Raw genomic sequence first — 18,722 nt, 5'->3', positions numbered from 1 at the left:
GGAGGCAAGGGATCGAGGTGGCGCGCGGACGCAGCCGTGAGCACCCAGGCGGGCCTATCTCAGGTAGGTGCTGATTCAGGTGCTGGCGCAGGGCGGCAGCAGAACGTCGCCGCATCCAGCAGCGCGACGCCCCCGGTCGGCTCGCCGCCGGTGGGCTCGCATGCGCCGGGCTCGAAGCGGATGACGCTCGCGGAGCGGCTCCCGAGCGCCGTCCCGGGGACGATGGCGCCGCAGAAGGGGGCCTCGGAGCTCACCACCACGCCCACGACGAGCTGCGAGCACGCGCCGTCGCTGAACGCCGACGCCAGGATGCTGCACGTGCTCCCGCTGGGCTCGCCGCAGCCGCAGGGAGCGCAGCCGCGCGTGTCCTCGACCCCTGCGTGGAAGACGTGCCGGTCCGGGTAGGTCGCCGGGCAGCCCTGCTCTCCTTCGTGGTGGATGCAGGTCAGGAACCCCTCGGGCGGCGCGCCGTCGCCGGCCGGCGGCGCCGCAACGCAGGTCGTCCCGGGATCGCTGCACGAGGCGAGCACGGTACCGGTACACGCCCGGGCGAGGAGCGCGAAGCTCCCGCCGGGGGCGGGCTCTCCTGGTTCCTCCGGCGCCTCGGCGCTCCTCGCTGTGCAGGTTCCAGGGAGCACGCGCGGTGCGGGGATCTCGAGCGACTGCGCGCACAGGGCGCCGTCGCACACCTGTCCGGCCGCGACCGTGTTCGTCGCGGAGCAGGCGCCGTCCCAGCCCGCAGGCGCCGCGAACGACGTCTCGGCGGCGCCGGGCACGCCGCACGGAAAGCTCGCGTGGGCGCGCCATGCGGCCGGCAGCTCGCACGAGGCGTCCGGCGGATCGCACAGGCAGGCCGGGCACGTGCGCGGAGGCGCCGCCGTGAAGCCCGCATGGCCCTCATAGCCGATGCTCGGCGCGGCGGCGGGACAGTCGGGCACCTGGTCCGGCGGGCCGATCCAGAGCAGCGCCGGCTCGGACCAGCCGAGCGGCGCTCTGGGCACGCACTGCCCCGGGCAGGCCTGTGGCAGGGCGGGGTCGAACCCGGGAGCCATGGCGCTGTCGAAGTCTGTGCCCGTGCCCGCGCTCGCATCGTTGCAGGCGTCGCCCGCGTCGGGACCGGCATCGCTGCACGCGTCGGCGCCGGCATCATGGCAGGGGCCGCCAGGGTCCGTGGCGCCCGGTACGGTCGGATCCTCACAGACCGATCCACTATCATCCCAGTAAGCGACCGGTGCAGAGCACCCGCCGGCCAATGCCCCCAAGCCGAGGGACGCGGCGCCCGATGCTGCCACGATCGAGCATGCCCAGCGGCGAGTCCATCTTCTCATCCTCCGTCTCCTTGGCGAACTCGCGCCACCGCCGGCGCGTGGCCCTGTCCAGCCCGCGCCAACATCGGCCGCGAGCACATTGCGCGTTCGCGCGCGCAGGAGACCACAAGGCGCCCTTCATGAGAAGAGCTCCACCTCGCCAGCTCCCGGCCTCGCGCGTTGCGTGAGTCGATCCATTTTCTCTGGCCGGTCTGCACGACAGCGCCCACGCCCCGCGCCATCTGGTTCTTTTTTTCTCGCCACGGACGATTTCACCACAATCCGGCCCATCGCGCCGGAATAAGCAACGATGACCGACTCTCCGCCCCGCCGGCCGTCGCCGGCCCCCGCCCACGACGCCGGCCCCGAGCCTGCGGCAGCGCCGCCGTCGCGGCCCTCGTTCGAGGAGGTCTATACAAGCCTGCTGCCCTATGTCCTCCGGGTGCTCTGGCGGATGGGGGTCCCGGCGCGGAACCTCCGCGATGTGGCCCAGGACGTGTTCCTTGTCGTCCACCGCCGTTTCGAGGAGTACGACCCTCGCCATCCCATCAAGGCGTGGGTGGCGGGCATCGCGTCGCACCTCGCCCTGCGGCACCAGCGGCTCGCCAGCAACCGGCGGGAGCTGCTCGAGCGCTCCGAGGCCGAGCGCGTCGACGTCGCGGACCCGGGGTGCGACGCGGAGGCGCTGTGCGCGCGGGCGGAGACGCAGCGGATCGTCCGGGCGCTCGTCCAGGGCCTCGAGGACGACCGGCGCGCCGTGTTCATCCTGTACGAGCTCGAGGGCCTGGACATGCGCAGCATCGCCGGGGCGCTCCGGATCTCGGAGAACACCGCGTGGGACCGGCTGCGGCGCGCCCGCAAGGATCTCGCGGCCGCGGTGCGGCGTCTCTGCGCGCGCGACCGCGACGCGCTCGGCGTGTACGGCGCGCGCCTCGCGCTCGGGCCGCTGGCCCTGGCCGATGGGCCGCTGCTTCTCGCGCTCGGGGACGCGCGGCTCGACCTGCCGGAGGACCTCGGCGCGCTGCTGTGGGCGCGGCTCCAGGGGCTGCTCGCCTCCGGGGAGGGCGAGGGGAGCGCGCCTGCCACGGAGGCAGCGCAGGCCTTCCCGCCCGATGCCGCCCAGGCCTTCCCGCCCGACGACGACGCACTGGACGAAGCCGTCGGGGTGGAGGCGAGCCGCGCCGCCGCGCGCACCGCGCGGGCGGGCTTCGAGATCGCGCGGTCGAAGCTCGTCGTGGCCGGCGTGGCGCTGTTCCTGGCCGGCGCCGGGGCTGGCTCCGGCGCCACTCACGCCCTCGGGCCGCGCGCCGCCCCGCCGGAGGTCGCCCTCGCTTACGGCGGCGTGCTCGCGGCCGTCGCGCGCGGCCCGGCCGGCTCGGGCGCGACGGCCGCGCGCGTCGACATCACGATGCCGGCCTCGTCGATGGCCCCTGCGCCGGCATCTCCGGCATCGGCGGTCCCTGCGCCGGCATCTCCGGCACCGGCGGTCCCTGCGCCGGCGTCACCGGCACCGGACGCTCCTCCACCGGCGCGCCTGGCGTCGACGCCGGTCGCCCCGACGCCGCCCGCCATGACCGGCGCGACGGCGGCCGCCCCGCCGCTCGACGCGGACCTGACCCTGATCCAGCGCGCGATCGCCGCGCTCGGCGCGGAGCAGGCGGCCGAGGCGCTCGACGCGCTCGACCGTCACGCGCGGAGCTATCCCCGCAGCCCGAGAGCCCAGCAACGCGAGACCCTGGCGATCCAGGCCCTCGAGCAGATCGGCCGGCGTGCCGAGGCCGCGGCGCGAGCCGCCCGGTTCCGCGCGGCATTCCCCGGCAGCGCGTACCTGCCTGCCGTCGAGAACGCGTTGAACGGCTCCCCGTGAAATCGAGTTCTCTCTCCTCCTCTCCTCTGGGCTTGAGCAACACACGGGTTGAACCCGCCTGAAACGAGCAGAACTTCGAACCGCCAAGGCGCCAAGGACGCCAGGACATTGTCTTCTTCTGCTTCTTCTTGGCATCCTTGGCGTCTTGGCGGTTCGATTCGCTCTTGCCGTGATCGATCCAGCCTGCGCTCAGCTCCGGCGATTGTCACATCACTCTTGCCGTGATCGATCCAGCCAGCGCTCCAGCGCCGACGATTGTCACCGTCGCGCGCTCTCCGGATCATCCAGGGCCTGAAACCGGGCGCGCCGGATCGATCTCGCAACGAATCGCGAGGTCATCGGGGAACTCGCGTGCATGGATGCGCCGTCCGAGAAGCTGCGCTGGCTTGCCGCAATTCGTGACGCCGGCGTGCTCCCGCGCGCCGTCAGAGCAGTCCCCCTCGTCAGCGACCTTCGCTCCAGCCTCCCGCCGTCCGGCCGAGCCTTCCCGCGCCGGAGCTCCCGGTGACCCGTCGCCCGCGCGGCGCGCCGCCGCTCGCTCCGCCGCCCTCCACATCCCTCCGCCCCGCGGTCTCACCGCCCCCGGGCGCCCTCCTCGCGGAGCGGCGCCTGATCGAGGCCACGCTCGTCGCGTGCGGCGTCCCCGCGCGGGATTGCGAGGATCTGCTCCAGATCGTGCTCGTCGCGGCCTGGAGCGCCATCCAGGCCGGCAGGTACCGCCCCCACCCGCGAGCCCACCCGCGCCGCGCGCTCCAGGCGTGGCTTCAGGGCATCGCGTGGCGGCAGGCGGGCCACCACCTGGGGCGCGCCCACGTCCGCCGCGAGGTCCCCGTCGACGCGCCGCGCGCGCTGGTCGGCGAGGGCAGCGTCGCGCCGGAGGGCAGGCTCCTGGCCCGGGCCGCGCTCCGCGCGCTCGTCGAGCTCCCCGCGCCGCATCGCGAGCTCCTCCTCGCGGCGGTAGGCCCCCGGACGATCACCGCCCACCCGAGGGCGCACGGCCTGAGCCCGTCCACGGCCGCCCGCAGGCTGCACCTCGCCAGAGAGGCGCTCGCCCGCCGGATCGCGCGGCGGCTCTGGTAAACCCACGCGCCGTGCGCCGCAGCGAACGCCCCCCGCATGCGCGCGCCCGATCCCCCGCGCCCCGGGTGCGGCTAGACTCGCCGCAATGTTCTGGTTCGATGCCGTCCTGCTCGGGGTCCTCGAGGGCCTGACCGAGTTCCTCCCCGTCTCGTCCACCGGTCATCTCATCCTGCTCGGCGCGTGGCTCGGCCACGAGAGCGAGGCGGCGAAGACGCTCGATATCGTCATCCAGCTCGGCGCGGTCCTCGCCGTCGTCGTCTACTTCCGCGAGCGCCTCGCCGTCACCGTGCGCGGCATCCTCCGGCGCGATCCGGACAGCCTCCGCCTCGCGCTCGCCATCGTCGTCGCCTTCATCCCCGCGGCCCTCGTCGGCCTGCTCTTCCACAAGGCCATCAAGGCCTACCTCTTCGGCCCGGGGCCCGTCGCGGCCGCCCTCATCGCCGGCGGCATCCTGATGGTCGCCGTCGAGGCCATGCGCCGGCGCCAGCCCGACCAGGGCTCCCCCCGCCTCGAGGACGTCACCCTCCCGCGCGCCGCCGCGATCGGCTTCGCGCAGTGCTTCGCGCTCTGGCCAGGGGCGTCGCGCTCGATGACCACGATCGTCGGCGGGCAGCTCTCCGGCCTCAGCACCGCCGCGGCCGCCGAGTTCTCGTTCCTGCTCGCCATCCCGACGCTCGGCTCCGCGACGATCTTCGACCTCGCCAAGAACGGCCGCACCCTCCTCGAGGCGCCCGGCGGCCCGGCCGCCCTCGGCGTCGGCCTCGCCGTCTCGTTCGCCGTCGCCCTGCTCGTGATCGCCGTCTTCCTGCGCTACCTCAAGCGCTACGGCCTCGCGCCGTTCGGCTGGTACCGCATCGCGCTCGGCGCCGTCGTCCTCTGGCTCTGGTTCGCGAGCCGCACCGCCCCCGTCGAGGCAGGCGCCGCGGCGGCCGGGACCGACGCGCCGAGGGACATCGCCGCCGCCGACGACGACGGCAGCGCCCGCGCCGGCGATCAGCCGAGCCGCCCGTAGGCGTACAGCCAGCGGGCCGTCGTCGCGCCGCGGTTGCGCACGGTGTGCACGACGCCGGCCCGGATCTCGATCTCCTCGCCGACGCGGGGCACGATCGTCCGACCCCCGAGCTCCAGCTCGAGCTCGCCTTCGAGCACCATCAAGAGCTCGTCCTCTTCGTGAACATAGTCCTTCCAGACCCGGCCGGGTGGATCGGTCCAGAGCCCGCCGTGAAAGCCGCGCGCGCGCCAGCGCTCCAACACCTCGTCGCGAATCGCCGTGTCCATGCCCGCCATCTTGCCCGGGGTGCCGGGTGTCTTCCACGCAGCTCCGGCGCGACACGGCGCAAGCCGCATGGCGGACGATCCGCGCCGCGGGCACGCGTCGCCCAGGCCGCACACAGAGAAGCCGCCCTGTTCGAGCTCTGGGCGCCCTGGACGAAGCCAGCGCGCTCGCGTGCTCGCGTGCTCGACCGACGCCCTCGCCCGCTCGATGTCCCGCTCGGCAAGCCCATCGACGGAAGACAGAACGGCCCCTTGCGGTGAACGTCGCGGCGGGCTAGGATGCTCCTCCTCACGAACGTCCCTGGCCCTCGATACGACGCTTTCCCTCTTCCCTCTCTTCTCGAGGGAGACTGCAGCTCGCTCGGACGACTGGACGACGCACCGTGTGCCCGCGCGGGGGTTCCGCGCGGCACGTCTCCGTTCGATCCACACGGCTTCGTCGGATGGCAGGCCGAGAGCGCCTCATGGCGCAAAAGAAAGCCGTGAACGAGCAGGATGGCATGGGAAATCGTCTCTACGTAGGAAATCTTTCGTTCAGCACCACCCGCGAGACCCTCGAGTCCGCGTTCGCCGCAGCCGGCGAGGTTCGTGAGATCGCGATGCCGACCGATCGCGAGACCGGGCAGCCGCGCGGCTTCGCGTTCGTGACCATGGGCTCTGCCCAGGCCGCGACCAGCGCGATCTCGCAGATGAACGGCGCCATGCTCGACGGCCGCGCGCTCAAGGTCAACGAGGCGCAGGAGCGCCCGGCGCGCGGTGGCTTCGGCGGCGGCGGCGGCGGTGGTGGCTACGGCGGCGGTGGCGGCGGCGGCTACGGCGGTGGTGGCTACGGCGGCGGCGGCGGCGGTGGCCGCGGCGGCCGCGGTGGTCGCGACCGGTACTGATCACGCGCGCGGCGCGGCGGCGCTCGTGCGCCGCCGCGTTTGCGCTTTCAGAACGCGCCACAGGGCGCCGATGAACGCGCCCGAAGGCGCCGAAAGGCCTGGTTCCGCATGCAGAAGCAGGGAGCATTGAAGCGGCAAAAGGAACGCGCACGGCAGGAAAAGCAGCGCGAGAAAGACGCGAACCGCCTCGCGCGCCGCAGGGAAAAGGGCCCCGGCGACAACGCTTCACCGGGGGAGGATCCGGACATCGCAGGGATCATCCCGGGGCCTCAGCCTCCGGTCGTCGAGTGAAGACCGCAGCGCCGAGCCAGGGCGCCACGAGCGCCCCGTCCGAGCCTCCGAGCGATCAGGACGGCTCGGCGCAGACCTCCGCGCGACAACGGTTCATCGAGCAGAGCGCGACCACGCTGGGCCAGGCGTGGGCCAGACGGTGGCGGCAGGACCTTCATCGAGAAGGCCGCCCCGCCGCCGGCGGATGGCCGGGAACGCTGCGTGAAGCGCGAACCCAGGTCGAGATCAGCCTCCCCACCGAGATGCTCCACCGCAAGATGGCCGCCATCACCGGCGTCGAGCGCGAGCTCGCGGCCCGGACCGCGTACGCGAGCGCCCGGAACGAGTGGCGCAGGCACCTCGAGCCCGAGACGCCGTGATCCGGCCGTCTCCTCCAGCGATCTGAACAGCTAGACCTGGACAGAGCGTCCAGGCGGAACGTGAGCGCCTCGTCGACCGGTCGACCGAGAGCGCCTCGTCGTCCGAGGCGCGCCCTGGGCGACGACCGCTCGTCCTAGGCGTCGGCGCCGGACCGGTACGTTGCGGTGGCGACGTAGCGGAGGACCCTGGAGCAGAACTCACCACCACAGCTCCCCCGACAGGCGCATTCCCCCTCGAAGCGCGCCGTGCGCGACTGGAGGGCGCTCAGGATCTGCTGCGTCACGTCGTAGCCGCCGTTGTCACAGGACGAGTAGGAGCACGGCATCTCGAACAGCGCATGCGCGTGCTCGACGACGACACGACGGATGTACTGCGTGTCGTTGGCGAGCCCATTGGGCCGGGTCTCGCGGATTTCCAGGTTCAAGCTCGCCAGCTCCGGGACCTTCTGAAGGAGCTTGCCAGCCGCCTGCTCTCGCTTGCCGCGGAGGAGCATGCGCTCTTCCCGCTCGATATTCCTGCGACGATTCGCTGAGTACATCGACCACCTCTCGCTCGCAGGAATGCACCAAGCCCCTGCCCTCATTCAATATAGCGCAGCGGAGGGGGCGGCGCATGCACAATCTGGGCTCTCCAGGGGGGCGTCGATCGGCGACGAGCTGACGTAACGGAAGAGCGCCTGCGTCGAATCTGGCGTGACGTGGACGCGCGGGATAGCCCATCACGGGCCGGCGCGCGGCTCACGGGATTCACAGGATGGCGCGCGGCGCGGCCACCGCGCCTCTCATTCCTCGTCGGTCATCACGAGCCCCTCCAGCTCGATGAGGTTCGTCCTCGCGGCCTTCAGCTTCGTGAACGCCTCCTGGACGACCTCGCTGACCGTCGTCTTGTCCGCGCGCGGCGCGGCCTGTATCTCCCCGAGCGCCTTCTCGAGGTTGCTCTCCGCATCGGCGATCTCCTGCTTCGCCGCCGTGACCTTCTCCAGGAGAGTTTTCTTCTGCATCGACTTGACCTTTCGACGTGCTGCGCGCCGCGAGGAGCACCTCGCCGCGGTGCGCGGCGAGGCAGGGCGCGGACGCCCTTCGGTCCGGGCAGCAAGGCAGCATAGGCCAGGTCCCCGGCCGAAGGGGGCCGAAGCGCACGGGCAGGCGTCGGGGGTGCGCCGCGGAGCGCCGCGAGGGGCCGCGCGGGGGCGGCGGGCTGAGCGGGCCGGCGCCCCGGCGGCGCGTGGCCGGCAGCGGCCGGGGGACGGGAGCGGCCCGGTCCGGCAGGGCCGTGGAGCCCCCCGCCGTGGAGCCGCCCACAGAGGTCTGTCTGCCGGGCACATCATCGCGGCGCTCGCGCGAGCGACAGCAACCCGCGCGATCTGCGCGGCCGCCGAGCGATCTCCCGTCGCGCGAGAATCGGGCGATGTTGATCGGAATGGGCGGAATGGCGTGCTCGCGGTGCGCGAGCGTGAGTACAGGCGGGGACAGCGCAGGGCGCGAGCTCCGAAAAGCGCTGATCATCGCTCATCGCATCTCCGGAGGGCGCTTCCTTCGGCGTCGAACGGCCTTATGGTGTTCTCGATATGCGCGAAGCAGCCCTGTGCGACCCGCCGCGGTCGCCTTCAGAGGAGACGCCACACCAGGTAGAGGACCGGCTCGCGCGCGCCACCGCGCTCGCGGCGTGCGCGCCCGTGCCCGCCCGCCAGGGTCGTATCCTCGCCGGGACCGCCGGGTGGACCGACCCCACCCTGGTGAAGAGCCAGCGGTTCTATCCGAAGGGCGCGTCGAGCCCGGAGCAGCGGCTCCGGTTCTATGCGTCCCAGTTCCTCGTGGTCGAGGTCAACTCGAGCTATTACGCCCTCCCGGGCCCGCCGATGGTCGAACAGTGGGTCAGGCGGACCGCGCCCGACTTCGTGTTCAACATGAAGGCGTTCGCGCCGCTCACCCACCATCCGGTGGAGCCCGCCCGCCTCCCCGCGGACCTGCAGCGCGCCCTGCCGGGAGCCCTCCTCGACAAGCCGCGCCTCTACCCGGGCGACCTGCCGGCCGAGGCGAGAGACGTCCTCTGGGAGCGCTTCCGACAGGCGATCTCGCCGCTCCAGGAGGCGCGCAAGCTCGGCTATGTCCTCTTCCAGTTTCCCCCGTGGTTCACGGCGACCCGCGGCAACGTGAGGATCATCGAGGACTGCCGCGTGCGCCTCGACGGGGTTCCGCTCGCCGTCGAGCTCCGGCACGCGTCGTGGGGCGAGCCCGACCGGATCGAGCGCGTCGCGGACTTCCTCCGGGATATCGAGGCCTTCTACGTCGTCGTCGACGAGCCGCAGGGCAAGCCGAACAGCATGCCTCCGACCCCGCTCGTCGCGGATCCGCGCCTCTCCGTCGTGCGCTTTCACGGCCGGCGGGCGGAGACGTGGGACGCGCCGGTCAGCGTGAGCGAGAAGTTCAGGTACGTGTACGACCCGGGGGAGCTCGAGCCCTGGGCGGAGACCGTCGAGCGGCTCGCCGGACAGGCGGAGCGGGTCCACGCGATCTTCAACAACTGCGTGTCGAACCACGCCGTGCTCGGGGCCAAGGGGCTCATGGCGCTCCTCGCGCGCCGCCGGGCCGCCGCGCTGGAGGGCGAGAGTCCGCCGGCCCCGGCCGCGATGTCCGTCCACTGAGCCTCCAGGAGCCGGCGCGATCACGGCCGGGGCGGGCCGCGGCAGGCCCGGATCCGGGGTAGGCTCCGCCTCGATGACGCAGTCCAGAGCGGCGGGCGCTCCCCGCCTCGCAGCGCCCCCGCGCCGGCCCGCGACGCCGCCGTGCCGGCCCGCGCCGTGCCGGGCCGCGGCGTCGCCGTGTCGGGCTGCGGCGGCACCGTGGGGGGCCGCGGCGCCGCCGTGTCCGGCTGCGCCGCCCCGGTCGCCCCACGCCGCCGTGCTCGTCGCCGCGCTCGCGCTCGCCCACTGCGGCGGCGCGCCGCCCCGGCCCGCGCCGGTGGAGGACCGCGCGCCCGCTGCGACGACGCCCCCACAGCCCTCGGCGGAGCCCTCGCACGCCCGCTGGGTCGACGCGAGCGGCGCGACAGCGATCGGCCCCCGGGTCGCCGGCGGCACCGTCGCGCTGCTCGGCGGCAAGCGCGTCCTCGTGGGGAGCGACGGCGCCGCGCGGCCGGAGACCGCGGCCTGCCCCGAGCCGCTGCTCGCGCTCGCGCTCGTGCCGTCCGCCGCCGGCGCGCGGCTCGTGGGGCGCGGGCTCCACGGCGTCTACCGCTTCGATGACCCGCTCGGGGCGCCGGCGCTCCTCGCCCGGTCCGAGGCCGAGCTCGTGCGCATCGGCGGGGGGCCCGGCGTGGTCGCCGTCTGGGACGCCGCCTCCGACCTCCCGACCTTCCTCGACGTCGAGACGGGGCAGCCGCGCGCGCTGCCGGGCCTGCCCGCGCTGCCGCTCCGCGCTGTCGCGTTCCGGGACCTCCAGCAGGGCGCAGGGATCTTCGAGGCGGCAGGGCTCGCCGTCACCGCCGACGGCGGCGCGTCGTGGCGGCCCGTCGCCGCAGCGGCGGGCGGCGACGGGCAGGCGGCCCTGCTCCGCTTCACGGGCCTGCGCCTGCGCGGCGACGACCTGCTCGCGTTCGCGCAGGGCGCGCCCCTGCCGGCCGAGCAGCGCGAGGCGCGGATCCTCGTCGCCGAGGCGCGGCTCGCGCCCGCGCCGGCGCCGTCAGCGCCCGCGCCGCCGGCTGGCGCGCTGCCGGGGGGCGCGCTGCCGGCTGGAGCGCCCCTCGCGCCCCCCGCATCCGCCCATCCTGCGCCTGACGACGGTGCGGCCGACCCCGGCGCTAGCGCGCCGCTGCTCCGCTGGATCCAGGCGACCGGGCGCCACCCGCTCGAGGCCGCGATCGCGAGCGGCGCCCGCGGGGCCGGCTTCGCTGTCGCGGCGAGCCACGGCCTCCTCGCCCGCGTGGACCTCGCCACGGGCGCCCTGCTGGAGATCGCCCCCTTCGGCCGCGGCGCCTGGGTGAACGCCTGCGGCGCCGGCCGCGCCGGGCGCTCGGCGTGGGCGGCCTGCGCGCTCGGCGACGAGGCGCCGGCGCGGCGCGACCTCCACGACCCGTTCGGCGTTCTCCACGTCCCGCTCGCCGGCGGCCGCCTGGGCGCCGAGCCGCCCGCCGTCGTGCGGAGCGGCGAGGCCGAGCTCCGCGTCTCGCCGAGCGGCGGCGCCATGCTGCTCGCGCCGTGCGCCGCGGACGAGGAGGGCAGCGCGTGCGTGCGCCAGCCGGGCGGGCGGTGGATCACGGTCCGCCCGGGCACCGACATCCACTGGCGCGGCGCCGGCCCGCTCGCTGACGGCCGGATCGCGATCGTGCGCGGCCTCTGGGACAGCGACGTCGCGCCCCGCGCGGCGCCCGGGCCCGGCGGGACGCCCGCGCCCGGCGGGACGCCCGCGCCCGGCGGGACGCCCGCGCCCGGCGGGACGCCCGCGCCCGGCGAGGCGCCGGCGTCCCGCGAGGCCGCGCCCTCGCCGCGCGCAGGCGACGGCCGCGAGGGCGCCGCGCCCCGCGCCCACGTCGCGGTGATCGACGCCCGCGGCAGGGAGCAGCCGCTGGTCCCGCTCGGGTGGCTGCGCGACGGGGGCGGCGACGTCCACGTGGTCAGCCCGATCGAGGAGGGGCCCGACGGCGCCCTGTCGTTCGTGGTGGCCGACGAGGCCGGCGCGCTGACCGCCGTCGTCGCCGCGCCCCGCGGACAGGCCACGCGGACCCGCCTGGCCGGCGCCGCGCACGCCGTGATCCACGCGGGCCACGGCGTCGCCGTCGGCGAGGGGCGGGTGCTCGCGTCGGCCGACGCCGGCCGCTCGTGGGCGCCCGTCGAGGTCCCGGCGGACGCCGCGCGCACGATCGCCGAGCTCGACGGCATGCTCGCGGAGCCCGGGGTGCTGGCCGTCAACGACGTCGGCCTGAAGATCGACGCGCACCTGCGCGTCGGCTGGGGGCCGGCGCTGCCCGCCGACAGGAGCGCGCCGTCCGCCGCGCCGGCGCTCGAGGCCGCGCCGCTCCTGCCGCACCGCCCGGCGCCGGCGCTCCCGGAGCGCGCGCTCGCCTGCACGACGCTGCCCGGGCCGCCGCCGGGCCCGCCGGGCGTGCCGCCGCCGGGCGGCGCGCAGGAGGCGCTCGCGCTGCTCGGGGGGAGCGCGCGGCCTGGGCCGGGGGAACAGCCGCGCGTCTCGTCGGTGAGCGACCGGCGCTGGGGCCGGCTCTCGATGGTCGCCGCGCTCGAGGTGCACACCCCCGGCGGCGCGGCCGGGAGCGCCGGCCGCGCGGGACAGCGCGGCGGCAGCGGTGTCCACGCCGCGCGCAGCGCCGCGCCGCGCGCGACGTGGACGCTGCGCTGGCTCGACCCGACGGAGCTCCAGGGCAGGGTGCGCTCGTGGACGGGCCCCGCGCCCGAGGGGGCCGGCGACGCGGCCCTCGCGCGGTTCGCGGCGTCCGGCGACCGGGTCGTCTTCGGGGTGCGCGCCGCGGGCCGCGACCTCCTGGTCCGGGCGAGCCGGGGGCGCGGCGCCGCCGAGGTCGCCGAGGTGCCGCAGGAGCTGATGCCCGAGGCGGAGATCGCCTTCAGCGAGGCGCCGGACGGGCCCGTCGCGTGGATCCGCGATGGGCTTCTCGTCGTGTGGTCCTCCGGCGAGGCCCCGCGGCCGATCGCGGCGCTCGCGGGAGGCGGCGCGCGCGCGCTCGGGCAGCCGACGCGCGCCGGCGTCCCGCTGCTGCTGAGCTTCCGCGATCTGGCGCTCACCCGCACGGTGCCGATCCCGCCGGCGGAGGAGGCCGCGCCGGGCGCGCTCGCGAAGGCCCCGCCGCTGCTTCCGCTCGACGGCTGGGACATCGCCCCGAATGTCCGCACCGAGCTCACCCGCCTGCCGGCGTGCGCTGCGCGCCCGCGCGGCGCGCGCTTCCTGCTCGACCGCGCCAGCGCCTTCGCGACCGTCGACGGCCACGGCGCGACGGCGAGCGCGGCGGTCTATGACGTTCGCGTGTCAGGCCGCGACGCCTGCGTCGCGACGATCGCCGCGCTGATCGACCGCGACCGCCGCGGCGAGCCCCGGCCCGGCGCGGGCATGCCCGCGTTCGTGCGCGCCGATCTCGCGGCCCGGCGCGCCGAAGGCGGCGAGCTTGGCAACGGCGAAGGCGCTGGTAGACCCGGAGAAGCGGCGGGAGGGACCGCGCGAGAAGCGGCGCGAGGAGCCGCGTCCGGAGCCGCGCGGCGGGCGGCGCGCCGCCTCGCGTGCTCGCTGCCCGTCCGGCCCTGAATGCGCCCCCAACGCGCCCGCGACGCGCCCGCAACGCGCCCCTGACGCGCCCGAGAAGCGCGGAGCTTCGTCCTCGACGCCACACCCCCCGCGCGGCTATATGTTCGCGCGCCATGTCCTCTCCGAAGCATCCGCGCCACGCACACCGCCACCTCAGCGATGGGGTCGAAGACAAGCTCGTCCCGCTGGAGGCGCTCGACCCGATGAAGATCGGGTCGTTCGACGACCTGCTCCGCGCGATGAGCAAGACCGCGTTCAGCGGCCGCGCGCTCGGCGAGGCGTCCGACGTGCTCGAGGCGATGGTGCGCGACGAGGACTGCCTCGTCGTGGCGACGTTCTCCGGCGCGATGACCGTCGCCAAGATGGGCGTCGTCATCGTCCGGATGATCGAGGCGGGCATGATCGACTGCATCATCAGCACCGGGGCGCTCATGGCGCACGGGCTGAGCGAGGCCGTCGGCCTGACCCACTACAAGGCGAACCCGTCCATCTCCGACGAGACGTACTTCGAGAAGGGGTACAACCGCGTCTACGACACGCTCGAGATGGAGAAGAACCTCAACGCCATCGAGGTCTTCGTCCGGAAGGAGCTCGACAAGCTCGACCCCGGGTCGCCCTGGTCGAGCGAGATCATCTGCCGCCAGCTCGGCAAGGCGCTGGCCGAGATGGGCGACTCGCCCGGCGTGCTCCGGAGCGCGTACCTCCGCAACGTGCCCGTCTACGTGCCGGCCTTCACCGACAGCGAGATGGGCCTCGACGTCGCGACGTGGATGATGCGCAAGGTGAAGGCGCAGCACGGCGACAAGCCGGGCTTCGACGTGTGGAAAGAGGCCGTGCCGCCGCCGTACAACCCGTTCCTCGACCTCCTGAGCTACGCCCGCCTGGTCCGCACGAAGAAGCGCCTCGGCATCTTCACCATCGGCGGCGGCGTGCCGCGCAACTGGGCCCAGCAGGTCGCGCCGTTCTACGACATCGTCGGCGACCGCCTCGACATCGAGGTCGAGCACCCGCGCTTCCAGTACGGCGTCCGCATCTGCCCCGAGCCCGTGCACTGGGGCGGCCTCTCCGGCTGCACCTACTCCGAGGGCGTGAGCTGGGGGAAGTTCACCGCGCCCCAGGAGGGCGGCCGCTTCGCCGAGGTGTACGCGGACGCCACGGTCGCGTGGCCGCTGCTCGTTCGCGCGCTCCTCGAGCGGCTCGGCAAGATGCCCAAGTGAGCGGCAGGCCCGCGCCCGCCTCGCGGGCGTCGAGCGCGATCACGGGCCCGCGATGAAGCTGTCCTGGTAGCCCGGGTCCTCGACCGCGAGCGCGAACGGCGTGGCCGCGAGCGGGCGGGTCGTGTCGAGCATGACCGCGAGCTCGCTCGTCTCGCGGCCCCCGAGGCTCGCCTCGTACGCGCCGGGGTGCGGCCCGTGCGGGACGCCGGCCGGGTGGTGCGAGATGCTGCCGGGGCCGACGCCGCGGCGCGAGGTGAAGTTGCCGCGGCAGTAGAAAAGGAACTCGTCGCAGTCGACGGACGAGTGCGGGTAGGGGCAGGGGATCGCCTCGGGGTGGAAGTCGACAGGGCGCGGCACGAAGCTGCAGACGAGGGCGCCGCGCGCCGCGAACGTGCCGTGCCAGTCGGGCGGCAGGTGGACGAGCCCGACGCGCGGCTGGAAGCTCAGGATCGGGAACGCGAACGGGTACACCGTCCCGTCCCAGCCGACGACGTCGAGCGGCGAGCGCGCCAGCGAGAAGCCGTGGAAGGCGCCGCCGCGCTTCACGACGAGCGCGCGGATGCCCTCGTCGAGCGGCCCGACGAACGTGGGCCGCCGGAAGTCGCGGTGCGAGTACGGCGCGTCCATCCGCAGCTGGCCGACCTCGTTGCGCCACTGGCGCGGCAGGTGGACGCCCGCCGCTTCGATCGAGAGCCACCGCTGGGGCCCGGCGTCGGGGAGGAAGCGGTAGAAGAGCCCCTTCGGGACGACCACGTAGTCGTCCTGCTCGAAGCGCAGATCGCCGAGCATCGTGCGCAGCACGCCGCCGCCCTGAAAGACGAAGAACAGCTCGTCGGCGTCCGCGTTCGCGAAGTACACGGGGTCGGCGGCGTCCGGCTGGGCGATCCCGAGCACCACGTCGTCGTTGAAGAGCAGCGGCACGCGGCAGTCGACCGCGGGCCCGCCCCGCGGCGGCAGGTCCTGCGCGCGGTAGTGCCGCTTCGCGAGCGGGCGCGGCGGCGCGGCGACCGGCAGCGCGAAGCCGTGCGCCGCCGCCGCGGCCCGGTGCTCGTGCGGCCGCCGCTCGTGGTAGGCGATCGTGTAGGGGCCGTCGAAGCCGTCGCGCGTCAGGCACTCCTCGTAGCGGAGCTCCCCCGCCTCGCTCCGCAGGGCGATGTGGTGCTTGCGGGGGACGGTGCCGGCGACGACGCGGTCGAGCATCAGCCGTGCCCCTCGGCCTTCTGCTGCCGCTCGATGCTCTCGAACAGCGCCCGGAAGTTGCCGGCGCCGAAGCCGCGGTCGCCCTTGCGCTGGATGAGCTCGAAGAAGAACGGCCCGGCGTCGGGGTCGCGGTGCGTTCCGGCCGACTCCTTGAGGAAGATCTGGAGCAGGTACGACCGCGCGCCGTCGCCGTCGACGAGCACCTCGAGCTCCCGCAGCGCCGCCACGTCCTCGTCGATCTGCCCGATGCCGAGCTGCCGCACGCGCTCGGGCAGGAGGTCGTAGTAGGCGGGCGGGGTCGGCATGAACTCCACGCCGCGCGCGCGCAGGCCGCGCACGGCGGTGAGGATGTCGTCCACGGCGAGCGCAACGTGCTGCACCCCGTCGCCGCGGTGCTCCTCGTTGAAGACGTTGATCTGCGAGCTCTTGAAGTGCGGCCGGTAAGGCTCGTTGTTCGCGAACTTCACGCCCGAGCGCGGGTCCCACATCACCGCGGAGCGCAGGCCCGAGCCGTGGCCGGTGTCCTTCGCGACGTCGTTCGTGTGGAACGCGATCTTCCAGAACGGCTCGAGCCCGAGCACGTGCTCCATCCAGAGCAGGGCGGGCGCCATGGTCTGGAAGTTCGAGGTGATGTGATCGAACCGGGCGATCCCGAAGCGGTTCTGGCCGCCGCGCGGCGCGTCGTAAGCCACGCAGCCGGGGAAGAGCGCGGGGTAGCCGCGGCGCTCGACGAAGCGGAAGGTGGTGTCCCCGAACGGCGTCGTGATCGAGAACGACGCGAAGGTGCCGCCGCCCTCGTGCGTCGCCCGGTGGATCTCGTCGATCGGCGTCCCCCCGCGGCCGTCCAGCAGCCGGAAGGCGCGGTCGATGTCCTCCACCTCGAAGACGATCGTGCCCACGCCGTCGGGGTGCTTTCGCAGGTAGCGCCACGCGCGCCCGCCCTCGCCGATCGGCTGCGAGCAGACGATGGCGCACTCGCCGGCCTGGAAGACGACCGACCCCTGCGCCGCCGCCGCGTTGAGCTCGGGCGAGCTCGCGGCGGTCTCCTGGAAGTCGAGCTTCTCCGTGTAGAACCTGCGGCTCCGCTCGAGGTCGCGCACGTAATAGTGCAGCGCCTCCACCCGCTTGATGCCGATCGACTCCACCTTGGCCATCCCGGTCCTCCGTCGCGAGGGGTCCACGCTGGGTCGCGCTACGCGCCGTCCGGCACCGCGTCGGCCTGGCGGTCGGCGTGGGCGGCCTGGAAGGCGGGCAGCGCCATGCACGCCGCCTCGATGCGCGTGAGCGTCGAGAGCGGCGCGAGATCGACCTCGTAGCGCCGCGCATTGTAAAGCTGGGGCACGAGGAACACGTCCGCCACCGTGACCTCGTCGCCAACGCAGAACCGCCCGGCGTGCTCGCTCGCCGCCGCCTGGAACGCGGCGAGGCCCGACCCGATGAAGCGCCGGGCGAAGGCCCGGTGGTCGCCGCCCAGCTCGCCCTGCACGTACTTCAGGGTGGCGGTGTTCTGCATCGGCTGGGTGCCGGCGTTGATCATCTCCGCGAGCTGCCGCGCCCTGGCGCGCAGGTACGGGTCCGCGGGCAGGAGCGGCGGCGACGGATACAGCTCCTCGAGCAGCTCGATGATCGCCACCGACTGCGCCACGCGGCGGACGGCGCCGCCCTGCTCGAACTCGAGGAGCGGCACCTGCGCCATCGGGTTCTTGGCCCGGTAGTCGTCGCGGAGCTGCTCGCCGCCGCCCTGCACCAGGTTCACCGGCCGGTACGCGTGCTCGATCCCCTTGTGGGCGAGGGCGATGCGCACGCGCCAGCTGCACGAGCTGCGCCAGTATCCATACAGCGTGATCCCCTGGATCGCGGCGCTCATCGGGCCACCACCCGCTGCGCGATGCGCCCGAACAAGCTATCTCCCGCGCGATTCAGCATCTCGATCATGATCGTGTCTCCTGGCTTCATGAAGGGCGTCCTGGCCGCGCCGTCCGCGAGGATCTCGAGCATGCGCTTCTCGGCGAGGCACGACACCCCGCGCGCCGGGTCCTTGTTGGACACGGTGCCGCTGCCGAGGATCGTCCCGGCCGTGAAGCTCCGGGTCCTCGCGATGTGCGCGATGAGGTCGAAGAACGAGAAGTGCATCTCCGGGCCGGCCTCGGGATCGCCGACGAGCGCGCCGTTGTAGGTCGAGCGCAGCCGCAGGTGGACGCGCCCGTCGCGGAAGGCGTCGCCGAGCTCGTCCGGCGTGATCGCGAACGGCGAGAACGCCGTGGCGGGCTTCGAGCAGAAGAACCCGAACCCCTTCGCGAGCTCCGCGGGCACGAGGTTGCGCAGCGTCACGTCGTTCGCCAGGAGGAAGAGGCGGATGTACCGGTGCGCCTCGTCGCGGCGGGCGCCCTCGGGGGTGTCGCCGAGGACGACGCAGACCTCGGCCTCGAAATCGAGGCCCCACGCCTCGTCGGCCAGGACGATGTCGTCAGTCGGCCCGAGCAGGACGCCGGAGCCGCCCTGGTACACGAGCGGATCGGTCGTCAGCGTCTCGGGGGGCTCCGCGCCGCGCGCCTTGCGCACGAGCACGATGTGATGGATGTACGCGGAGCCGTCGACCCACTCGTACGCGCGCGGCAGGGGCGCGGCGAGCTCTTCGACGGCCAGCGGCATGGCGGCCGCTTCGCCGCGCTCGATCGCGCCGGCGAGGCGGCGGAGCGCCGGCTCGGCGCGGTCCCAGTCGTCGAGCGCGGCCTGCATCGTGGGGAAATCCGCGCCTGCGGGCGCGTAGGCGAGCCCGTCCCGGCGGACGACGACGAGCGTACCGTCGCGGCCGGGGCCGCGGAGAGAGGCGAGCTTCATGCGGGGTGCGAGCTCCTCGTCGCGCTACGGTGCGCTCATCGTCTCTGCTTGACAAGCACGAGGCCAGTCACGCCTGCTAGGGCGCGTGCCGCCTTGTGCCCTGCGCGACGAGTGTGACCGGCTGAACGGATCCG

The 18,722-nt window shown here is 74.3% G+C and carries 16 protein-coding genes; 8 read left to right on the top strand and 8 right to left on the bottom strand.

The annotated features are described in order from the left end of the window. Positions 1 to 59: 59 nt before the first annotated feature. On the bottom strand, positions 60 to 1,052 hold the full coding sequence (locus WMF24_RS31860; RefSeq protein WP_437731189.1) for a hypothetical protein: 993 nt from the start codon (positions 1,050 to 1,052) through the stop codon (positions 60 to 62). A gap of 565 nt (positions 1,053 to 1,617) precedes the next feature. On the opposite strand from WMF24_RS31860, the gene WMF24_RS31855 reads away from it, so the two are divergent. The 3 genes from WMF24_RS31855 to WMF24_RS31845 all read left to right on the top strand — a co-directional run bounded on the left by WMF24_RS31855 (position 1,618) and on the right by WMF24_RS31845 (position 5,266). Then, on the top strand, positions 1,618 to 3,174 hold the full coding sequence (locus WMF24_RS31855; protein ID WP_437731188.1) for an RNA polymerase sigma factor: 1,557 nt from the start codon (positions 1,618 to 1,620) through the stop codon (positions 3,172 to 3,174). A 504-nt stretch (positions 3,175 to 3,678) separates the two neighbouring features. Further along, entirely contained in the window at positions 3,679 to 4,254 is a 576-nt protein-coding gene (locus WMF24_RS31850) for an RNA polymerase sigma factor (RefSeq protein ID WP_437731187.1), read from the top strand. An 85-nt stretch (positions 4,255 to 4,339) separates the two neighbouring features. Beyond that, a complete protein-coding gene (locus WMF24_RS31845) occupies positions 4,340 to 5,266 on the top strand; it encodes an undecaprenyl-diphosphate phosphatase (RefSeq protein WP_437731186.1) in 927 nt (308 codons plus the stop codon). Here the strand turns inward: WMF24_RS31845 and WMF24_RS31840 are convergent. Beyond that, positions 5,248 to 5,532 carry a cupin domain-containing protein gene (locus tag WMF24_RS31840; RefSeq protein WP_437731185.1) on the bottom strand — a complete coding sequence of 95 codons (285 nt, stop codon included), beginning with the start codon at positions 5,530 to 5,532 and terminating at the stop codon, positions 5,248 to 5,250. The two genes, WMF24_RS31845 and WMF24_RS31840, sit on opposite strands and share 19 nt — an antisense overlap. Positions 5,533 to 6,029: 497 nt before the next feature. Between WMF24_RS31840 and WMF24_RS31835 the strand changes: the two genes are divergently transcribed. Together WMF24_RS31835 and WMF24_RS31830 are read left to right on the top strand one after the other, a co-directional pair. Further along, complete coding sequence (locus tag WMF24_RS31835; RefSeq protein WP_437731184.1) at positions 6,030 to 6,413, top strand: RNA recognition motif domain-containing protein; 384 nt, start codon at positions 6,030 to 6,032, stop codon at positions 6,411 to 6,413. 108 nt (positions 6,414 to 6,521) lie between these two features. Next, complete coding sequence (locus tag WMF24_RS31830; RefSeq protein ID WP_437631000.1) at positions 6,522 to 6,704, top strand: hypothetical protein; 183 nt, start codon at positions 6,522 to 6,524, stop codon at positions 6,702 to 6,704. A gap of 493 nt (positions 6,705 to 7,197) precedes the next feature. Here WMF24_RS31830 and WMF24_RS31825 read toward each other — a convergent pair whose 3' ends face one another. Beyond that, entirely contained in the window at positions 7,198 to 7,602 is a 405-nt protein-coding gene (locus WMF24_RS31825) for a hypothetical protein (RefSeq protein ID WP_437731183.1), read from the bottom strand. A 243-nt stretch (positions 7,603 to 7,845) separates the two neighbouring features. After that, the gene (locus WMF24_RS31820; RefSeq protein WP_437731182.1) at positions 7,846 to 8,064 is read right to left on the bottom strand and encodes a hypothetical protein; all 219 of its coding nucleotides are present in this window, start codon (positions 8,062 to 8,064) and stop codon (positions 7,846 to 7,848) included. 567 nt (positions 8,065 to 8,631) lie between these two features. Here WMF24_RS31820 and WMF24_RS31815 point away from each other — a divergent pair. The 3 genes from WMF24_RS31815 to WMF24_RS31805 all read left to right on the top strand — a co-directional run bounded on the left by WMF24_RS31815 (position 8,632) and on the right by WMF24_RS31805 (position 14,547). Beyond that, positions 8,632 to 9,708 (top strand): DUF72 domain-containing protein, encoded by a 1,077-nt coding sequence (locus WMF24_RS31815; protein ID WP_437731181.1) that lies wholly within the window; start codon positions 8,632 to 8,634, stop codon positions 9,706 to 9,708. 256 nt (positions 9,709 to 9,964) lie between these two features. Continuing rightward, positions 9,965 to 13,330: a hypothetical protein gene (locus WMF24_RS31810; RefSeq protein WP_437731180.1), complete on the top strand. Its 3,366-nt coding sequence runs from the start codon at positions 9,965 to 9,967 to the stop codon at positions 13,328 to 13,330. 113 nt (positions 13,331 to 13,443) lie between these two features. After that, positions 13,444 to 14,547, top strand: a complete 1,104-nt coding sequence (locus WMF24_RS31805) for a deoxyhypusine synthase family protein (protein WP_437731179.1) — start codon at positions 13,444 to 13,446, stop codon at positions 14,545 to 14,547. A 39-nt stretch (positions 14,548 to 14,586) separates the two neighbouring features. Here WMF24_RS31805 and WMF24_RS31800 read toward each other — a convergent pair whose 3' ends face one another. The 4 genes from WMF24_RS31800 to WMF24_RS31785 are packed head-to-tail and all read right to left on the bottom strand — an operon-like array spanning position 14,587 to position 18,588. After that, on the bottom strand, positions 14,587 to 15,747 hold the full coding sequence (locus WMF24_RS31800) for a homogentisate 1,2-dioxygenase (protein WP_437731178.1): 1,161 nt from the start codon (positions 15,745 to 15,747) through the stop codon (positions 14,587 to 14,589). After that, positions 15,747 to 16,901: a 4-hydroxyphenylpyruvate dioxygenase family protein gene (locus WMF24_RS31795; protein ID WP_437731177.1), complete on the bottom strand. Its 1,155-nt coding sequence runs from the start codon at positions 16,899 to 16,901 to the stop codon at positions 15,747 to 15,749. The genes WMF24_RS31800 and WMF24_RS31795 overlap by 1 nt, the downstream gene beginning before the upstream one ends. Before the next feature lie 38 nt (positions 16,902 to 16,939). Continuing rightward, on the bottom strand, positions 16,940 to 17,614 hold the full coding sequence (maiA, locus tag WMF24_RS31790; RefSeq protein WP_437731176.1) for a maleylacetoacetate isomerase: 675 nt from the start codon (positions 17,612 to 17,614) through the stop codon (positions 16,940 to 16,942). Further along, positions 17,611 to 18,588, bottom strand: a complete 978-nt coding sequence (locus WMF24_RS31785; RefSeq protein WP_437731175.1) for a fumarylacetoacetate hydrolase family protein — start codon at positions 18,586 to 18,588, stop codon at positions 17,611 to 17,613. Before WMF24_RS31785 ends, maiA begins: the two co-directional genes overlap by 4 nt. Between the last annotated feature and the right edge of the window lie 134 nt (positions 18,589 to 18,722).

The organism is Sorangium sp. So ce1335, from assembly GCF_051521615.1.
Taxonomy (GTDB): Bacteria; Myxococcota_A; Polyangia; order Polyangiales; family Polyangiaceae; genus Sorangium.
This window is presented reverse-complemented; position numbering and strand designations above follow the sequence as displayed.